Source organism: Micromonospora parva (assembly GCF_000718515.1).
Classification (GTDB): Bacteria; Actinomycetota; Actinomycetes; order Mycobacteriales; family Micromonosporaceae; genus Micromonospora; species Micromonospora parva.
Window position 1 is genome coordinate 128,792 of the sequence record NZ_JNZS01000012.1, and the last position, 18,007, is coordinate 146,798.

The window sequence follows — 18,007 nt, forward strand, 5'->3', positions numbered from 1 at the left end:
CGGCGAGTGTAACGATCGGAACTGTTGAATTTTGCCCCACTGGTATCGCTCCCAGCCCAGCGAGGGGCGTGAATGGTGCTGACTCGGGAGGAAGGGTGCGGCGACCCTCCGGTGTGGACCGGGCCGTCGCCGACCGAGGCGTGAGATACGTTGGCGATCATCGATGTATCACTGCATGGTCGGTGTATGACAGGCGTCTCCTGGTCCTCGCTGCTCTGCCGTCCCCGGCCGGCCCTGCTGGCCGCCGTCCTGCTGTCGACGGCGGTCCTCGGCACCGCCCTGAGCGCCGCGCCGGCGGCCGATGCCGCCACCGTCGCGCCCGCCGCCCATCCGGGAGTGGCCCCGGCAGCCGCTGCGGGCGCGGTGTCCGCCGCGACGCCGGCCGGAACCGCGCCGCCGGCGCCTGTCAGTACGCCGAGCACCACGCCCGTCCCGCCGAGCCCGCCCACGAACGTGACCGCCAGCGAGGTCCGGACCGGGGCGATCACCCTCACCTGGACGGCCGCCACGTCCGGCTGCTGCGGCATCGCCGGCTACGACATCGCGTATTCCCAGGAGTTTGGCGATATCGGCCTCAGCGCCACCGCCGGCGCGGTCACCACCACCACGATCACCGCCCACGTTGGGCCGGGCATGCAGTTCTCGATCCGCATGATGGCCCGGGACAGTCTCGGGCAACGCTCGAACTGGTCGGACGTGCTGACGGTGGTCACCCCGGTGACGGACACCGGCCCGGACACCACCCCGCCGAGCGCGCCGCAGAGCCTCACCGTCGGCGAGGTGACCGCCTCGACCGCCACGTTGTCCTGGTCATCGTCGACGGACAACGTCGGCGTGCTCGGATACAGCGTCTACCAATTCGACGGCTGGTTCACCTCCAGGCTGATCGCCACCGTGCCGGGTACGACGTACACGGCGTCGCTACCCACGTCGACGCCGACGCCGCTGCGCAACCTGTACTACGTGCGGGCCCGGGACGCGGTGGGCAACGTCTCGATCGCGTCCAACACGGTCGAGCTGCCCACGATGCCCACGACGCCGCCACCCGCCACCTGCCGGGTGACCTACCGCAACCAGTCCGAGTGGCCGGGCGGTTTCGTGGCCACCGCGACGGTTTACAACCTTGGCGCAGCACCGGTCGACGGCTGGACCGTGACCTTCAGCTACCCGGGGGACCAGCAGGTCACCTCGGGGTGGAACGCCACGATCGGCCAGACCGGCACCACCGTGACCGCCCGTAACGTCGACTGGAACCGGGTCCTCGCGCCGGACGGCTCGGCGACCTTCGGCATCCAGGGCCGGTGGGGGGTCAGCGACGCGCCGCCGACCGGTTTCTCGCTGAACGGCGCTCCCTGCACCGTGGGCTGAAGGAGTCTCGTGAACACCCGTCCGGTCACTCCCCACCGTCGCACCAGGGCCCTGGCCGCCGCTGTCACCGCCGGCGTCCTCGTCGCCGCCACGCTCGTCGGCGCGCCCGCACCCGCCTGGGCCGCGAACACGCTCACCATGAGGGGTGCCGACGTCTCCTCGCTTCAGCGCAGCCTGGATCTGGGGGCCACGTACTACGACGCCGGCGGGGTCGCCCGCGACCCGCTGGACATTCTGAGGTCCGTCGGCGTCAACTACGTCCGGCTGCGCGTCTGGAACAACCCGATCAGCGGCTACAACAACAAGAGCAGGGTGTTGGCCCAGGCGAGAGCGGCCAGGGCGAAGGGCCTCAAGGTGCTCATCGACTTTCACTACTCGGACACCTGGGCCGACCCTGGTAAGCAGTACAAACCCGCCGCCTGGGCCACCCACAACCTGAGCCAGCTGCGTACCGACGTCTACGCCTTCACCTACGACGTCTGCGCCAGCCTCAGCGGGCAGGGCACCCCACCGGACAGCGTCCAGATCGGCAACGAGATCAACGTCGGGATGCTGTGGAACGAGGGCAAGGTCGTCAACAACGACTTCGCGCCGCTCGCCAGCCTGCTGAAACAGGGCTACTACGCCACGAAGGCGTGCGGCGGCGGCATCCCGGTGATGATCCATACCGCCAACGCCGACAGCAACGCCAACGCCAGATGGTTCTACGACGGCATCCGCGCCCAGGGTGTGCAGTGGGACATCACCGCCCAGTCGTACTACTGCATGTGGCACGGCAGCCTGGCGAACCTCTACAACAACATCGTCGACCTGCGTGGTCGCTACGGCAAGCCGGTGGTGATCGTGGAGACCGCGTACCCCTTCACCCGCAACAACGCGGACAGCGAGCCGAACGCCATCGGCGACGCGACCTGCGACGGCATCAGCGCGACCTGGTCCGGGCAGGCCCAGGAGTTCGACTGGGTGCAGAACACGGCGCGCAACGCGGGGGCCATCGGTGTCTTCTACTGGGAGCCGACCTGGTACGCCGTCCGGGGCAACGGCTGGGACCCGGCCAACATCATCGGCACCGGAAACCAGTGGGACAACATGGCCATCTTCAACTGGTCCGGCCAGGTGAACCCGGGCGTGCGCTGGACACCGTGACCCGGCCGGGTCGGACGTCCGGCGGCGGCTCCCGGCGTGTGCCACTGCCCCTCGGAGCGGCGGCCACGATCCGTCGCCGAACGTCCGCGATCAGGCGTCGGGGGAGGGTCAGCAGGTGCGGAACCGTCAGCGGTTGAGGTAGGCGGCCAGGCCGCCGAGTTCCTCACTGGCGATGAAGACCGACCGCACGTTGAGGATGGCCTCCTCGACGTGGGTGGGGCAGCCCCACGCCGCGTCGCCCCACGAATCGGCAATCTTGATCTCGGCCGGCGCGGTGCACCCGGCGGCGCCGCCGAGTTGGCAGTGCTCAGGGTGCGGCGCGGCGGCCTGCGCCGCCGCGGCGGCTCGCATCTGGGTGGCGAGTTCCGCGGCGGCGGCGGCACGCTGCTCAGCCTCGGCGCGGAGCTCCCGCTCCACGAGCACCACCCTGGCCAGCTCGTCATTGGCCGACCTGGCGTGTGCCTCGGCGGCGAGCTTCGCCTGCTCGATGTGGTGGCGTTCGATGGCCAGGGCTGCGGTGCCGGCGAAGAGCCGGGCAAGGGCGAGGTCGGTGTCCTGCGGGACGCGCGGGGTGCGGTGGTACATCGCGAAGGTGCCCAGCAGGCCGCCGTCGCGGGCCAGGATCGGCGTCGACCAGCAGGCCGCCAGTCCGGCCTGGTCGGCCAGGCCCCGGAAGTCGTCCCAGAACGGGTCGGTGGCGATGTCGGTGACGATGACCGGCGCCCGCCGGTGGGCGGCGGTGCCGCAGGAGCCGACACCTTCGCCGGTCGCGATGCCGTCGATGGCCTTGTTGTAGAAGTCGGGCAGGCTCGGCGCGGCACCGTGGCGCAGGTGTCGGGCGTCGGCGTCGGCGAGCAGGACGGAGACGAGCACCCCCGGTGCGAGGTTCTCGATGCAGCGGGCCATCCCGTCGAGCACCTCGGTCAGCGGTGCCTGGCGGGCGATCTGCTCCAGCAGGGCCCGGTGTTCGGCCATCAGCCGTTGGGCATGTCTGACCTGTGTGGTCTCCACACCGAGCACCCGAATCCCGGTGACGTTGCCGTCGGCGTCCCGGCGCGGCTCGTAGGTGAAGTCGAAGAACGCCTCCCGCACCTGCGGGCCGCTGCCCAGCATCACCTGGATGTCCCGACCGGTGTAGGGCTCACCCGTACGGAAGACCTGGTCCAGTAGCGCGATGAAGCCCTGATCGGCCAACTCGGGCATCAGTTCGGCGAGCGGGAGCCCGACGCGGGCGCGTTCTTCACCGATGGTGGCGAAGAACGCCGGGTTGGCCGTCTCCAGCAGGTGCTCGGGCCCCGTGAGCGACGCGAAGACGGCGATGGACTCCCCGAACAAACGCCGCAGGTCCTCCTCCGCTGCCTGCTCGGCAGCAGCCGGAGCCGCAGCGGCAGGAGACCGTTGGCCTGGCACTGCGGTCATCGTGTGGTCTCGCCTCTCGTCTGCGGCTGTCGCCGGTCCAGCGTACTCACGCGCCCGGCACTGAGGTCCTACCCACCAACCAGGCGTCGCAACCCGCCGCCCGAGCAGCCACGACACCCGGCACGCGGGGTTCGTCAGCCCGTCTGGTGCGAGGGCTCCGCCGTGGTGGGCCGGGGTTGCTGTTGCCACGGATCACCGCGGGCGCCGGCGGCGAGGTGTCGCTCGTAGCTGTCCACCTTGCCGTCGACGAGGTCGAGGCAGTCGCGCAGCCGCGTGAGCTGCTCGGTGATGTGGCGCCGGTGTTCACGGAGCAGTTCGAGCCGTTCGGCCTCGTTGCCGCTGCCCTCGCGAACGAGCTGGGCCAGGCGGCCGATGGTCGTGAGCGGCATACCGGAGGCCCGGAACTTGACGCAGTTCGCCAGCCACTCGACGTCCCAGGTGCTGTAGACGCGCCTGCCGGACCTGTCACGCTGCACCTCGCTGGCCAACAGACCCGCACGCTCGTAGAGGCGCAGGGTGTGCACACTCAACCCGGTGCGCTGTGCCACCTGCCCGATGCGCAGCCCGCCGTCCGCCATGGCACCGACCGTAGCCCGTTGACCTAGACCCCGGTCTAGCACCTAACGTCCGCCTCATGACCCACACCACATTCGGCCCGCACAGTACGACCGACGACGTCCTCGCCGGAATCGACCTCACCGGCACTACCGCAGTCGTCACGGGCGGCTACTCCGGCCTCGGTCTCGCCACCACCCGCGCCCTCACCCAGGCCGGGGCCCGGGTCATCGTCCCCGCTCTTCGGCCGGACGCGGCGCGCCAGGCACTCGCCGACACCGCCGGGGTCGAGGTCGACCGCCTCGATCTGGCCGATCTCGCCTCCGTCCGCGCGTTCGCCGAACGGTTCCTCCGCAACCATCCCGCCCTCGACATCCTGGTCGCGAGCGCCGGCATCATGGCCTGTCCGGAGACACGCGTCGGCCCCGGCTGGGAAGCGCACTTCGCGGTCAACCACCTCGGCCACTATGCGCTGACGAACCTGCTGTGGCCCGCCCTCACCGCCGCCGACACGGCTCGGGTCGTCTCGGTCGCCTCCGGACGGGACCCGGCGTGGCGTATCCGGTGGGACGACGTGCAGTTCGAGCGCCGCTACGACAAGTGGGAGGCGTACACCCAGTCGAAGCTCGCGAACATCCTGTTCGCCCGCCACCTCGACCTGCTCGGCAGGGAACACGGCGTCCGCGCCTTCTCCGTCAACCCTGGCTGGATCCGCACGCCCCTGCAACGGCACCTCGCGGCCGAGGAGATGGTCGCAGCCGGCTGGATCGACGCGGACGGGAACTCCGCGCCGGGCCTGTTCAAGACCGTCGAGCAGGGCGCTGCCACCCAGGTCTGGGCCGCCACGTCACCCCAGCTCGACGGGAACGGCGGCGACTACTGCGTGGACTGCCACCGCACCGACAGCGACCCGACGGACAGTGGCGAGGCAGCTCGACTCTGGGCGTTGTCAGCCGAGCTGACCGGCCTCGATCTCATCGCCTGAGCCGGAGTCGTGCGGCGAGGGCGGGCTCCTTCCCGGAAGGCTTGTCGAATCAGGCTTGTCCTGCAATTCAGTTCATGGAAATCCGCGTCTTGATCTATGTCTGCACCATCCACAATTGAGCGAAGTTGCTGGACATGGGACCGAATTGCGTTTCACGGCCGACGCCGGGCGCCACATGAAATCCTATCGATTGCTGGATGTCTCAACGTCCGAGAGCCTTATGAACAAAGAAGGTGCCTTCTTTAGCTAATCGGTTGGTGCGACGAGACAGCAGGGGGACGCCATCGGCAGCATCGCCATGGCACCTTGAACGCGCTGCCCCCATCCGGGCGCATCACCAGCAGATCTGGGAGACCTACACACCAATGACCAACCCCTACGACCCTGCGCAAAACCAGCCATCCTCAGGCGCTCAGCAGCCGGCACCGCCAACCGCTCAATTTGCCCAGGTTCCCGCCGGCCAGTATCCGCCGCCGCCCGGGCAGAATCCGGCGCCTGTGGCGCCGCCGCCCACGCGCAAGCGGTCGTGGCTGATGCCCACCCTTATCGGTGCGGCTGTCGTCGTGGTGCTCTGCTGCGGTGGTGGGCTCGTGATCAGCCTGACCGGCGATGACAAGACGTCCGACGTGTCGGCCAGCACGGACATCCCCGCAACCGGCAGCAGTGCATCCGCACCAGCTGCGGCAGCGCCGAGCACGGCGGAGTCGGCACCCGCGTCCGCGAAGCCTGACCCGGTGACGACGACCGCCGCTCCCGACAAGCCCAAGGCCTTCGGCACTGGTGACAAAGTGCGCGGCGGTGACTTCGAATTCACCGTCAACAGCGTGAAGTGTGGGATCTCCCAGGTTGGCAGCGAGTTCCTGAACAAGAAGGCGCAGGGCACCTTCTGCCGGGCCAGCGTGACCGTCAAGAACGTCACCAAGAGCGCCCACACCTTCCACGCTGATGGCACCATCACCGCCCAGGACGGCTCTGGTCGGAAGTACGAGGTCGACGGCGAGGCAGCCATCTACGGCAACACCGACGGGCAGGGCTTCCTCGACAAAATCAACCCGGGCAACTCGGTGAAGGCAAACGTCTACTTCGACGTACCGAAGGGCACGAAGCTGAAGAGCATCACGTTCGATGCCGGCTTGTTCACTCTCGCCGAGGACGCTGTCGTCACTCTGTGACGGAGACGAACCAGCAAGGCGCCGGGCTCACGGATGTGGGCGTGCCTCGTCGTCATTAGACCAATCGATGGCGGCGAGGACGCTGATGCTCTCCAAGGCTGCGGATCGCCCGTCGTGCCGCCAATGGCGGCACGACGGGCGATCGCTGTCGCGCACCAGGCATCGCCGTACCAGACGGCGGTTCTCCGGTCGCCCTGGTCTCGCGAAGGTCAGATCAGGGCCGCGGCCAGGGTGCGGAACGCGTCGGCGGGGAACGTCGTGTCGTCGCCGCCGTTGAGCACCTGGATCGCCACCTCGTCGGCGCCGGCCTGGTAGTGCTGCTCCAGGCCGGCCGCCACCTTCTCGACCGTCCCCCAGGGGATCAGAGCGTCGACGAGCCGGTCGCTGCCGCCGTCGGCGAAGTCCTCATCGGTCCAGCCGAAGCGCCGCAGGTTGTTGGTGTAGTTCGGTAGCGCGAGGTACCCGCTCGTGTACTGCCGGGCGGTGGCGCGTGCGGTGGTGGCGTCCGCGTCGAGGACCACCGCGACCTCCGGGGCGAGCAGCCGGTCTGGCCCGATCGCCGCCCGGGCCTCGGCGGTGTGCTCGGCCGGGACGAAGTACGGGTGGGCCCCGGCGGAACGGTCGCGGGAGAGTTTCAGCATCCGCGGGCCCAGGGCGGCCAGGATGCGTCGCTCGGGCGAGAGCCCGGCCGCGTCGAGGCCGTCCAGGTAGTCCACCATCCTTGAGTACGGCTTGCGGTAGTCGGTGCCGCCGCTCTCCACCACCACTGCGTGGCTGGCACCGAGACCGAGCAGGAACCGGCCCGGATGCGCCCGCTCGGCGTCCTGGGCGAACGCCGCCACCTCGGGGGGCGACGAGTGCCAGATGCTCACGATTCCCGACGCGACCCCGATGCGCGTGGTCCCGTCCAGGATCTCCCGGAAGCGCGGGGCGACGTTCTCGCCGAAACCACCGGAGAACCAGATTCGTGAGTAGCCGAGATCCTCCAGCTCGGTCGCGGCGTCGATCACCGCGCCCCGACTCTCGCTGGCGAGGAAGAACGGTTGCCATACGCTGACGAGTCGTTGTGCCATACCTGAACCCTACGGCCTGCGGCAGCGTCGCGGCGTGGGTTCAACCCGGCCGATGACCATCCGCCTCGGTCTGCTGTGGACAGTCATGGCGTCGGCCCGCTTCATCGCTCTCGTGGCCGGGGTGCCTGTCCGGCCTGGATCACTCACGGTGCCAGGCCGGCCTGGATCGCCAGGATGGCCGCTCGTACCCGGTCGCGGCTGCCGGTCTTGGCCAGCACGTTCGTCACGTGGGACTTGACGGTGCTCATCGACAGGTAGAGGCGTTCGGCGATCTCGTTGTTGTTGAGCCCGGCGCCGATCAGGGCCAGCACGTCGACCTCCCGGGCGGTCAACTTGTAGGTCGACAGGTCCACCCGGGTCGCCGGGCCGGTCGCCCGGACCCGGTCGAGGACGGCACCGGTGACCTCGGCGGAGAGGACCGCCTCGCCGGCCGCGACGGTGCGCACCGCGGCGATCAGGTCGCGGGCGCTGGACCGTTTCAGCAGGAACCCGCGCGCCCCGGAGGCGATGGCGTCCAGCACGTAGGCGTCGTCGTCGAAGGTGGTGACGACGATGACGGCCGGTGCGTGCGGGATCGTGGCCAGCTCACGGGTGGCCTGCAGACCGTCGAGCACCGGCATGCGGATGTCGACGAGGGCGACGTCGATGCGGGAGTCGCGGCGCACCGCGTCGAGGAACTGCCGGCCGTCGGCCGCCTCGGCCGCGACCTGGATGTCGGGTTGGGATCGCAGGATCAGGCTGAAGCCGTCCCGGACCAACTCCTGGTCGTCGGCGATCGCGACGCGGATCACCGGTTCACCACCGGCAGGTTGGCCTGCACGACGGTGCCGCCGCCGGGGCGTTGGCCCAGCTCCCAGCTGCCACCGTACGCGGAGACGCGTTCCCCGATGCCGAGCAGACCCGACCCGCTCGTGGGCGTGCGGGGCGGTCCGACGCCGTCGTCGCTGACCCGCAGGCGGGCATGGTCGCCGACCCGGACCAGTTCGACCCAGGCCGCCGTGGCTTTCGCGTGCCGGGCGATGTTGGTGAGGGCCTCCTGGGCGATGCGGTAGACGGTCAACACCCCGATCTCGTCCAGACCCGGATCGGGGTCCAGTTGGACCCGCACCGTCACGCCCTGCTGGCGCAACGGCTGCGCGAGCAGTTCGTCGATGTCGGACAGGCGCGGCGGCGCGCTCACCGCGATCGACGCGTTCGGGTCACGCAGGTGCACGACGAGAGTGTCGAGTTCGCTCAGCGCGGTACGGCCGCTGCCCGCTATCGCCCGCAACGCCGCCCCCGGGTCGTCGCTGAGTTGGCCCGCCTCGGCCTGCACCACCATCGCGGTGACGTGGTGGCCGACCACGTCATGCAGCTCGCGGGCCAGGTTGGTGCGCTGTTCGAGCCAGGCGGCCTGGCCGCGTAGGTCGGCTGTCTCCCGGGTGAGGGCGTAGCCGCGTGACCACGAGCGCAACAGGATCGCCAGGAGGTAGCCGGCCGTCACGAAGAAGAACGGCTGCTCGTACAGCCCCCGCTCGTTGAGCAGTGCGATGCCGAGTGCGCCGGCCGCACCGGTCAGACCACCCACCCAGCCCAGCCACGGGTGTCGGGCCGGGTCCTCGCAGGTGGAGACGAACACCAGGCCGGCGGCTGCGAGGCCCAGCTGCACCGATTCCCCGGTGCTCACGATCGCCACGAACCCCGCGCAGACCGCGAAGATCAGGGCTCGGTGGCGCGGGTGCAGCGCGGTGGCCCCGAGGCCGACCGGCAGCACCAGCCACGCCCAGCCGGCCGGAACGGACACGCCCCCCTCGACGGTGGTGACGACGGCGACGATGATCACGCCAACCACGCCGTACGCGAGTCGGCGCGCCCGCGCGGGGTCACGCAACAGTTCGCGGATTCCAGTGCTCACCCGCACAGTCTCCGCGACCAGCCGGAACGCCGACCAGTACCCAGGTACCGGATCGGCCGGCACCCCGGTACCGCCCGCGCGCCCAGATCGGCACCGCGGCACGTTCCGCGCGAACGCTCAGCGGACGAACCTGCGGGGGTGACTCTCGTTGACTCCCGTGCCGCCCTCACCGTCGGCCCTTTCCGTACGGTTCCCAACTACATCACCGCCGTTCGTACGGTCGCCGCTGTCGCCGTCGGTGTCGTCGCCCTCGTCTCCGGTTCGGTGGCATTGATGGCGGTATCGTATGGTATCTACTGGGTCGGCGACGTGCTCGACGGCTGGGCCGCCCGCCGACTCGGCCAGGAAACGCGAGCCGGGGCCGTCTTCGACATCGTGAGCGACCGCGCCTGCACCGCCGTGCTCTGCGGGGGCCTGGTCGCCCTCGTGCCTGAGGTCGCGGTCGTCGCGGTGGTCTTTCTGCTCTCGTTCCTGGTGCTGGACACCATGCTGTCGCTGGCGTTCCTGTGCTGGCCGGTGCTCAGCCCCAACTACTTCCACCTCGTCGACCGGCGGGTATGGGCGTGGAACTGGTCGCCGCTGGCCAAGGTCGCCAACACCGCCGGGGTGATCGGCGCCATCGCGTTCGGGCAGTACCGGCTCGCGCTGGCCGTCGCCGTCGCCGTCGTCGCGGTGAAGCTGTGGTCGGTCGCAGCGGTGCTCCGGCTGCTCCACCGGGACGGCCGGGCGTGAACAGCCTCGCCGAGGCCGCGGTGGCGCTCGGCTACGGTCTCGCCTCGGCGCTCGTCCCGGTCGTCAACGCCGAGGCGTACGCGGTGGTCGCCGGGCACCGTGGCGGGCACGCTCTCCTCGCCGTGCTCGCCCTGGCGCTCGGGCAGACCGTCGGCAAGCTGCTCCTGTTCGAATCGGCGCGACGCGGATCGGGGCGGCTGGCCCGGACGCTCGCGCGGCGCGACGAGTCAGGTCGCGCGGCGGCCCGGACGGCACGGTGGACCGCGCCGATCCGGCGCTGGCTCTCCCGCCGCCGCACCGCGCTGCCGACCGTGCTCGTCTCCGCCACGGTGGGGGTTCCACCGCTGGCTGTCGTCAGCCTCGCCGCCGGCACCGCGGGCCTTCGACGCTGGGAGTTCGTCGTCGTGTGCCTGTCCGGTCGGATGCTCCGGTTCGCGGTCCTCGTCCTGCCGGCGGCGCTGGCCTGACCGCCGGTTCACCTCAGAGGAGCCGGCCGTCGTGGGCGAGCAGGGCGATCTGGGTACGGTTGTCGAAATCCAGCTTGGTCAGGATGTGCGAGACGTGGGCCTTCACCGTCGTCACGCTCATCAGCAGCTCGCCGGCGATCTCGGCGTTGGAACGCCCGTGGGCGATGGCCAGCACGACGTCGCGTTCCCGGGGCGTGAGCACCGCCAACCGCCCTCGCGCCTGCTCGTAGGTCTCGGCCCCCGACGCGACCCGCTGCATGAGCCGGCGCGTCACCCCCGGCGACAGCATCGGGTTGCCGGCCGCCACCGCGCGGACCGCCTGGCTGATCTGCTCGGGTGGAGTGTCCTTGAGCAGGAAGCCGCTCGCGCCCGCTCGCAGGGCCCGCACCACGTGCTCGTCGGTGTCGAAGGTGGTGAGCACGATGATCTCGGGCGGCCGGTGGCGGCGGCGCAGGCGCTCGGTGGCGGTGATGCCGTTGACGCCGGGCATCCTGATGTCCATCAGCACCACGTCGGGCAGGTGCCGGTCCACAGCGGTGATCGCCGTGGCACCGTCGGCGGCCTCGCCCACGACGACGATCCCGTCCGCCCCGTCGAGCATCAGCGTGAGCATCCCCCGCACGAGGGGATCGTCGTCGACGATCACGACCCGGATCGGTCCCGTCACGTCGGCCACGGCAGCCACGCGGTGAGGTGGAACCGGCCCGTGGCGTCGACGTGGTGGGTGACCCGACCACCGGTGAGCGCGGCCCGCTCGGCGAGGCCGATCAGACCCGTGCCGGCGCTGCCGGTGGCGCCGCCGTCAGGCGTGGTCGGGTTGCTCACCGCGATGCGCAGGCCCGTGCCGGGCGCGCCGCCGAGCACCAGCCGGACCGGCTGCCCGGCGGCGTGCTTGCGGGCGTTGGTCAGCGCCTCCTGCGCGATCCGGTACGCGGTGCGGCCCACCGCGGCGGGAATCTCGACCGGCGGACCGAGCGGGTCGTCGACCTCGATCCGTTGCCCGGCGGCCCGCGCCTCGTGGAGCAGGCTCGGCAGGTCGGCGAGGGTCTGCCCGGGTGGCGCGTCAGTCGGCGACTCGGCGTCGTCGCTGCGCAGCAGGGTGATGACCTCGCGCAGCTCGTCGAGGGCGTGATGGGCGCTGGCCCGGATCACCCCGGCGGCGGCGCTGAGCCGCTCGGGCGGCGCGTCCGGCCGGTACTCCATCGCGCCGGCCGCCGCCGCCAGCAGTGACAGCCGGTGGGCCAGCACGTCGTGCATCTCCCGTGCGATCCGGCCGCGTTCCGCCGCCCGCGCCTCGTCGACCCGCCGTTCCTGCTCCCGCTCGGCCCGCCGGGCCCGGTCCCGCAGCTCCGCCAACAGGGCGTTGCGGGCCTGCGCCCAGGTGCCCCAGCCGAACAGGGCCGCGTACGCGATCGTCATCAGCACCAGCCGCCACCCGTACGGCAGGCTCGGCACCGGCCGCCAGAACGCCTGCACCGCCTCACCCGCCACGCTGACCGCCGCCACCGCCGCCGCCTGGCGAAACGGCCGGTTGCGGGCGAGGAACAGCACCGCGAAGCTGGCCACCGGCGTGGCCACCGGGGACAGCGCGACGAGCACACCGGCCAGCACACCACCGGTGCGCGGGCGGCGGATGACCACCGGAACGAGGATCAGGGCGGTCACCGCCAGCGCGACGTCGACGCCGATCATTCCGGCGGAGCTGGACCGGGTGGCGGACCACAGCATGGTCGCGACGAGGACGCCGACCGCCGCTGTCGTCACGCCCACCCGAGCGAATCGCCACGCCCCGGGCGGTTCGACCTCGCACGCCGCCGCATCCACATCGCGCACGCTACTGCGCTGGTGGCGGGCCGGACCACCTCCTTTGGTAGTACGCCGAGCCGCCGGCGGACGTACCCGTCGCGGCGTCCGGACCGACGCGTCCCGCCCGGCCCGGTCCGCAGACTCAGGCCATGACGAAGAACCTTCCCCTGGTACGGGCCATCGTGGCGGCCGGCGCGATCGTGGTGGCGGTGGCCGAGTTCGCGTTGCTGCACTCGGCTGCCGGCGTCGACCTGTCGGTCAGGTCCGGCAGCTCGACCCGACAGGTCACTGTGGGCGCTGTCATCGTCGCCGCGGCGGTCGCGGCGCTGGCGGGCTGGGCGCTGCTCGCGGTGCTGGAAGGTCGCACCGACCGCTCCCGTGTCTGGTGGACCTCGACAGCGGTGACGGTCCTGCTGCTGTCGCTCGTGGTCGGGCCACCCAGTGGCGTCGGCGGGGCAGCGAAGGCGACCCTCGCGCTGCTGCACCTGAGCGTCGGCCTCGTCCTCATCCTCGGCCTGCCCCGGCCCCGACCGGCAGGGGCGGACCGGTGACCGCGCTGACCGTCCGCAAGCAGGACGGGGCGTTCGTCCTCGACTCCGGGTCACGCGCCTCGCTGCGTACCGGCTGGACCTGGCGGTGCGGTGAGATCCGCACCGGCACCGGCCGCTGGACGGTCGAACCGACCGGCCGCCGACGGACCGGATTCACCGCCCGGGGCGAGTACGGCGTGCCGGTGCGGCTCGACCCGGGCCGGTCGCACGTGCCGGGGCCGGGCGGGGTGGCGCGCTGGCTGCCCGGTCACTGCGGTGGTGAGCTGGTCCGCGACGGGCACCGCCTGGCGGTGCGGCTTCCCGGCCGACGGGGTGGGCCGATCCGCGTCGACGTCACCGGCGAGTGGGCCGAGCTGGAGTTGGTGGTGCTCACCGCCTGTTTCGCGCTGATGAGCCAGCGGCGGCGGCGCACCCTGATCATGATGGCGGTGGTCAGCGGGGCCGGTGGCTGACCGTTCGACGGCGGAGCGTGCGACGCGACGCGGTGGGGTCGGCCAGCGCTGGTCCGACGGCGCGACCGCGACGCGTGTCCACGGCGAGCAGGGTGAGCGCGGCCAGCGCCAGCAGCCCGCCGACGAGCGCCAGCGGGCGGGCCCCCGAGGTGGGCAGCAGGGCACCGCCGAGCAGTGACCCGCCGGCGATGCCGGTGTTGAAGGCGATGCTGACCCCGGCCGACGCGATGTCGGTGCTGCCCGGGGCCAGGTGCAACATCCGGTTCTGCACGGCGGAGCCGAACGCCGCGTACGCGAGGCCGATCCCGGCGAGGAACGCGACCACACCCGGCTTGAGCGCGCCGAGCGCGTACAGCCCCAGCAGCGACACCATGCCGATGCTCAGCGGCGTCAGCAGCGAGGCGATCGGTCGGCTGTCCAGAGTCCGCGCCGCGACCAGGGTGCCGACGACCCCGGCCGCGCCGGAGACGAACAGCAGCGGTGCCAGCACCGCGTCGGCGAAGCCGCTGACGTCGAGCAGGAACGGTGTCACGTAGGTCTGCAGGGTCATGAAGCCGCCGATGCCGAGGGCAGTGGCGATCAACAACACCACGAAGCGACGCCCGTCCGGCGCGGAGCCCCGGGCGGCGCCACCAGCGGCCGGGGGATAGGACGGGAGGAGGACCACCACCGCGGCGGCGATCGCCAGACCGACCCCGGCCAGCACCGCGAACGCGGCGCGCCAGCCGGCCTGCTGCCCGAGCCAGGTGCCGAGGGGTACGCCGAGCACCGGGGCGAGCGTCGCCCCGGTCGCGAACAGGGCCACCGCCCGGCCGCGTACCGCGACCGGAAACGGTCCGATCACCGTCGCCGTGGCAACGGACCAGAACAGCGCCTGGGCGAGGGCGGTGACCAGACGGGCACCCGCCAGCACGGTGTACGTCGAGGCGAGCGCGGCGGCGGCGTTGGCGACGGCGAACAGCAGCATCGTGACGCCGAGCAGCTGCCGCCGGGGGATCCGCTGGGTCAGCCGGGTCAGCGGCACGGACGCCAGCACCACCACCACGGCGTACCCGCTGACCAGCAGTCCCACCTGTGAGCGGGACCGGCCGAGATCGGGTGCGATGTGGGTGAGCAGACCGACCGGCAGCAGTTCGGTCGTGATGAACGCGAACGCGGCGAGGGAGAGCGTGACGAGCACCGCCCTGGCCCTTCGCGGCGACACCTCCGGTGCCATGGTCCACCCCCGTTCCAGGGGTCACCGTAGTGGAGTCCCCGACCTCAGCTCCGCTCGCGGGTCTCTCGACGGACGTCGATCCCGTCACGGGCGGGCCGGTTGCCGTTGTCGACGGCCGGGCCTGCGCTCACTGTCGGGTCCGGAACGGGGCAAGGACGGCCCGAATCTGCTCAGCCGCGCCCCAGTCGTCGTCGAACTGGGCCAGCACGGCGAGGTGCTGCCGCAGTTGGATGAGCGGCATGCGGGCCTCCCAGCCGTCGTCGAGCGAGGTCAGCTCCGCGTAGAGCGCGAACATCCGTCGTGCCTCGGGTGGGGGAGAGGTGGACCACACGTGCGCGAGGTCCACCTCGGCCCACATGTACGACACGGCCGGGTCGATCAGCGCTGGCTCTCCGTCCACGGTCGCCATGATGTTCTGTGCCCACAGGTCGCCGTGCGTCAGACACGCCGGCCGGTCCGGCAGCAGGTCCGGCAGCCGGTCGCAGAGCCGTTCCAGCGCGGCTCGGTCCGCCGCGTCCAGCGCCGCCTCGACGCGGGGCTGATCGAGCCAGCGAAGCAGCCGGTGCTCGGCGAAGAAGGCGAAGCCGTCGTCGTTCCAGGTGTTGATCTGGCGGCGGCGACCCAGCCAGTTGTCGTGGTGCCAGCCGAAGCGAGGATGGGTGGTGCTCAGGTGCAGGCGGGCGAGCAGGTGCGCGAACCGCTCCCAGAAGACCTCGCTCTGCGGCCTGGCCCGCAGCACCGACAACACCAGCAGGTCCCGATCCGCCAGGATCACCTCGGGGGTCGCCACCCCGCCGAGCTCGCGCAGCGCGGCCAGCCCGTCGGCCTCGGCGGCGAAGACGTCGTCGGCCGGCGGATCGGCGAAACCCTTGACGAACACCGGCGGAGCGTCCCGGCGGGTGGCGATGCCGGCCAGCGCCGCGAGCCCGCCCGTCACCGGCCGCACCGTCACCACCTCACGCATGCCGGCCCGGTGCAGCCGCTCCAGCAGGGTCATCCGGGATGCTCCTCGTGTCCGGCGACGGTCAGCCGATCCTAGGTGGCCGGTCGCGGCTCGTCCTCCCGGTGTTGGACACTGCTGGGCATGGGTCACGTGTCGGTGGACCAGCAGCGGCTGGAGCGGGTCGTCCAGGAGTTCGGTGCGCGGTGGACGAGAGACGCCGCCGACATCGAGACCTACCTGGCGGCGCAGGTCGCGGACACCAGCCACCGCGAGGTCGTCGGCCCGCTGCTCGCCGCCAGTGGGGCCAGCGGCGTGGTCCTGGTCGGCGGTCGTGAGGTCGCGGCCTGGGGCGACCCGGACGTCCCGGAGATGGCTTTCAGCGTCACCAAGTCCGTGGTGTCCGTGGTGGCCGGCCTGGCCTTCGACGACGGGCTGTTGGTGCCGGACCAACCGGTGCACCAGGTCGTCGACGTCGCTGAGTTCCACGGGCCGCACAACGAGCAGATCACCTGGCGTCATCTGCTGCAGCAGTCGAGCCAGTGGAAGGGCGAGCTGTGGGGCAAGCCGACGAGCGTCGACGCGCAGAGCTTCCGCGAGCGGACGGAGGTGCACGGTACGCCTCCAGGGCAGGGGTGGGCGTACAACGACGTGCGGATGAACCTGCTGGCGTACGCGTTGACGCTGCTGCTCCGCCGGTCGCTGCCGGAGGTGCTGCGGCAGCGGGTCATGGACCCGCTGGGCGCCTCCGACCGGTGGTCGTGGCACGGGTACCGGACGAGCGTCGTCGACATCGACGGTCGCCCGACCGCTGTGGTCTCCGGCGGCGCACACTGGGGCGGAGGGCTGATCATCCCCGCCCGGGACCTGGCCCTGATCGGTCAGCTCTTCCTGGACCGGGGGACCCATGCCGGGACCAGGCTGCTCAGCGCCGAGTGGGTTGATCAGTCGTGGTCTCCGTGCCCGGTGAAGCGGGAGTACGGCTATCTGTGGTGGCTCAACGACGATCAGGTGCCGTGGCCGGGAGCCCCGGCCACCGGCCGCAGCGCCCGGGGCAACGGCGGACGACACCTGCTGTGGGTGGATCCGGCCCGGGAGCTGGTCCTCGTCTCCCACTGGACCGAGGAACCGCTCGAACTGATCCGTGCGGTATCCCGCGCCGTCGGCCGGTCAGGGCCGGTTGTGGACGAACCACACGTCACCGGCCGATAGGGCGACGGCGACCTCCCACCGGCGCAGGTCGAGGTTCGGGGCGCGCATGGTAGTCGATCTCGTTCTGCTCGACCTGCTGGTCCTCGCTGTAGTGGCGGTAGCTCAGCCAGGGTGCGGAGGTTGCGGCGGCCCCGGCGAACGCGCGCAGCTCGGATTCCGACGGACCCTGCTCGGGCTCCGGCCGGATCGTGAGCCCGTCGTCGAAGTCGTCGGTGACCAGGACGGGCCGACGTCCGGTGACCGGCACCAGCGCGTCTGCGGCCCGCCAGGCCTCGTACAGACTATCGGGGTCGACGTCGGCGACGAGGATGGTGCCCGACGGGCCGTGCCCGATCGGCAGGCCGGCCAGTGGGGTGCCCACGAATGCCGCTTCGATCCGGGCGAGGTCGTCTGGCCCCTCGACGGGTTTCCCGCTCATGCGAAGCGGTCGGCCAGCTTCGTCAGCTTGCTGACGTAGGCCGGCCAGTCGAAGTCGTCGGGGAGGATGGTGCTGTCCCGCCGAAGGCCGATCGCCGCGTCGTGCTGTTCGCGGATGATGTCGGCGTGCCCGGCGTGACGGGCGAGATCGCAGGTCACGTGGATGATGATCCGGTGCAGCGTCACGTCCTGCGAACCGGGCCGCCACCACGACACGTGCCCCGGCGCGTCGAGCGGTAGCTGGTCGATCGTCTGGTCGGCGAACGCGGCGACCCGGCGATACAGGTCGATCAGCCCGTCCTTCGTCTCGTCCTCCCGGGCGTACCAGTCGGCCTGCGGGTCCTCGTCGAACGCCGCCATCGGGACCAGCTCGTCAGGGGTCGGGAACTCGCGGCCGAAGGTGGGCCCGAAGTAGCCGGCTTCGACATTGAGGCAATGCTTGAGAATGCCCAGCAGGTTGTTTCCGGTCGCCGTGCGGGGCAGCCTGACCTCGCGTTCGCTGAGCCCGTCGAGCTTCCAGATGAGGTCTTCGCGGGTCCCTCGAAGGTAGAGGTGCAGCGCAGCCTTCATGTCGCTCAGATCAGCCATGCCGGCCAGTCTTC

General features: G+C 71.2%; 20 protein-coding genes. 9 read left to right on the top strand and 11 right to left on the bottom strand.

Translation table 11 applies throughout. From position 1 onward, the window contains the following. Positions 1 to 186 precede the first annotated feature (186 nt). Entirely contained in the window at positions 187 to 1,368 is a 1,182-nt protein-coding gene (locus tag IF22_RS0118850; protein ID WP_030333759.1) for a cellulose binding domain-containing protein, read from the top strand. Between the two features lie 9 nt (positions 1,369 to 1,377). Further along, on the top strand, positions 1,378 to 2,514 hold the full coding sequence (locus IF22_RS0118855) for a glycoside hydrolase family 53 protein (protein WP_245233671.1): 1,137 nt from the start codon (positions 1,378 to 1,380) through the stop codon (positions 2,512 to 2,514). A gap of 126 nt (positions 2,515 to 2,640) precedes the next feature. Here IF22_RS0118855 and IF22_RS0118860 read toward each other — a convergent pair whose 3' ends face one another. Continuing rightward, entirely contained in the window at positions 2,641 to 3,933 is a 1,293-nt protein-coding gene (locus IF22_RS0118860) for a GAF domain-containing protein (RefSeq protein WP_030333762.1), read from the bottom strand. 134 nt (positions 3,934 to 4,067) lie between these two features. Further along, positions 4,068 to 4,511 (bottom strand): MerR family transcriptional regulator, encoded by a 444-nt coding sequence (locus tag IF22_RS0118865; protein WP_051708616.1) that lies wholly within the window; start codon positions 4,509 to 4,511, stop codon positions 4,068 to 4,070. 56 nt (positions 4,512 to 4,567) lie between these two features. Here IF22_RS0118865 and IF22_RS0118870 point away from each other — a divergent pair, with 56 nt between their 5' ends. Together IF22_RS0118870 and IF22_RS33180 are read left to right on the top strand one after the other, a co-directional pair. Beyond that, a complete protein-coding gene (locus tag IF22_RS0118870) occupies positions 4,568 to 5,473 on the top strand; it encodes an oxidoreductase (protein ID WP_030333765.1) in 906 nt (301 codons plus the stop codon). A 365-nt stretch (positions 5,474 to 5,838) separates the two neighbouring features. Beyond that, positions 5,839 to 6,645, top strand: coding sequence for a DUF4352 domain-containing protein (locus IF22_RS33180; RefSeq protein ID WP_030333767.1), 807 nt, complete (start codon positions 5,839 to 5,841; stop codon positions 6,643 to 6,645). A gap of 209 nt (positions 6,646 to 6,854) precedes the next feature. Here IF22_RS33180 and IF22_RS0118880 read toward each other — a convergent pair whose 3' ends face one another. The 3 genes from IF22_RS0118880 to IF22_RS33835 form a co-directional block, all read right to left on the bottom strand. Next, complete coding sequence (locus IF22_RS0118880; RefSeq protein ID WP_030333768.1) at positions 6,855 to 7,718, bottom strand: TIGR03620 family F420-dependent LLM class oxidoreductase; 864 nt, start codon at positions 7,716 to 7,718, stop codon at positions 6,855 to 6,857. A 143-nt stretch (positions 7,719 to 7,861) separates the two neighbouring features. Beyond that, positions 7,862 to 8,509, bottom strand: coding sequence for a response regulator transcription factor (locus IF22_RS0118885; protein ID WP_030333770.1), 648 nt, complete (start codon positions 8,507 to 8,509; stop codon positions 7,862 to 7,864). Then, positions 8,506 to 9,612 (bottom strand): sensor histidine kinase, encoded by a 1,107-nt coding sequence (locus tag IF22_RS33835; protein ID WP_156057671.1) that lies wholly within the window; start codon positions 9,610 to 9,612, stop codon positions 8,506 to 8,508. Before IF22_RS33835 ends, IF22_RS0118885 begins: the two co-directional genes overlap by 4 nt. Before the next feature lie 138 nt (positions 9,613 to 9,750). Between IF22_RS33835 and IF22_RS0118895 the strand changes: the two genes are divergently transcribed. Further along, entirely contained in the window at positions 9,751 to 10,344 is a 594-nt protein-coding gene (locus tag IF22_RS0118895) for a CDP-alcohol phosphatidyltransferase family protein (protein ID WP_030333773.1), read from the top strand. Further along, entirely contained in the window at positions 10,341 to 10,811 is a 471-nt protein-coding gene (locus IF22_RS0118900; RefSeq protein ID WP_030333776.1) for a hypothetical protein, read from the top strand. Before IF22_RS0118895 ends, IF22_RS0118900 begins: the two co-directional genes overlap by 4 nt. 13 nt (positions 10,812 to 10,824) lie before the next feature. On the opposite strand, the gene IF22_RS0118905 is transcribed toward IF22_RS0118900, so the two are convergent. Next, positions 10,825 to 11,487, bottom strand: coding sequence for a response regulator (locus IF22_RS0118905; protein WP_030333777.1), 663 nt, complete (start codon positions 11,485 to 11,487; stop codon positions 10,825 to 10,827). After that, positions 11,475 to 12,644, bottom strand: coding sequence for a sensor histidine kinase (locus IF22_RS0118910; RefSeq protein WP_245233672.1), 1,170 nt, complete (start codon positions 12,642 to 12,644; stop codon positions 11,475 to 11,477). The genes IF22_RS0118905 and IF22_RS0118910 overlap by 13 nt, the downstream gene beginning before the upstream one ends. Before the next feature lie 122 nt (positions 12,645 to 12,766). Here IF22_RS0118910 and IF22_RS33185 point away from each other — a divergent pair, with 122 nt between their 5' ends. Continuing rightward, positions 12,767 to 13,168 carry a DUF6069 family protein gene (locus IF22_RS33185; protein ID WP_036411808.1) on the top strand — a complete coding sequence of 134 codons (402 nt, stop codon included), beginning with the start codon at positions 12,767 to 12,769 and terminating at the stop codon, positions 13,166 to 13,168. Beyond that, complete coding sequence (locus IF22_RS0118920; protein WP_030333783.1) at positions 13,165 to 13,620, top strand: hypothetical protein; 456 nt, start codon at positions 13,165 to 13,167, stop codon at positions 13,618 to 13,620. Before IF22_RS33185 ends, IF22_RS0118920 begins: the two co-directional genes overlap by 4 nt. On the opposite strand, the gene IF22_RS0118925 is transcribed toward IF22_RS0118920, so the two are convergent. Both IF22_RS0118925 and IF22_RS0118930 read right to left on the bottom strand, forming a co-directional pair. Continuing rightward, positions 13,601 to 14,836: an MFS transporter gene (locus tag IF22_RS0118925; protein ID WP_081883907.1), complete on the bottom strand. Its 1,236-nt coding sequence runs from the start codon at positions 14,834 to 14,836 to the stop codon at positions 13,601 to 13,603. The two genes, IF22_RS0118920 and IF22_RS0118925, sit on opposite strands and share 20 nt — an antisense overlap. Positions 14,837 to 14,963: 127 nt before the next feature. Next, positions 14,964 to 15,833 (bottom strand): fructosamine kinase family protein, encoded by an 870-nt coding sequence (locus IF22_RS0118930; RefSeq protein WP_030333787.1) that lies wholly within the window; start codon positions 15,831 to 15,833, stop codon positions 14,964 to 14,966. Positions 15,834 to 15,920: 87 nt separating this feature from the next. Here IF22_RS0118930 and IF22_RS0118935 point away from each other — a divergent pair, with 87 nt between their 5' ends. Then, entirely contained in the window at positions 15,921 to 16,988 is a 1,068-nt protein-coding gene (locus IF22_RS0118935) for a serine hydrolase domain-containing protein (protein WP_081883908.1), read from the top strand. On the opposite strand, the gene IF22_RS0118940 is transcribed toward IF22_RS0118935, so the two are convergent. Further along, positions 16,975 to 17,406, bottom strand: coding sequence for a hypothetical protein (locus IF22_RS0118940; protein ID WP_030333791.1), 432 nt, complete (start codon positions 17,404 to 17,406; stop codon positions 16,975 to 16,977). The two genes, IF22_RS0118935 and IF22_RS0118940, sit on opposite strands and share 14 nt — an antisense overlap. Next, on the bottom strand, positions 17,403 to 17,993 hold the full coding sequence (locus tag IF22_RS0118945) for a DinB family protein (RefSeq protein ID WP_030333792.1): 591 nt from the start codon (positions 17,991 to 17,993) through the stop codon (positions 17,403 to 17,405). The genes IF22_RS0118940 and IF22_RS0118945 overlap by 4 nt, the downstream gene beginning before the upstream one ends. Positions 17,994 to 18,007: the final 14 nt, after the last annotated feature.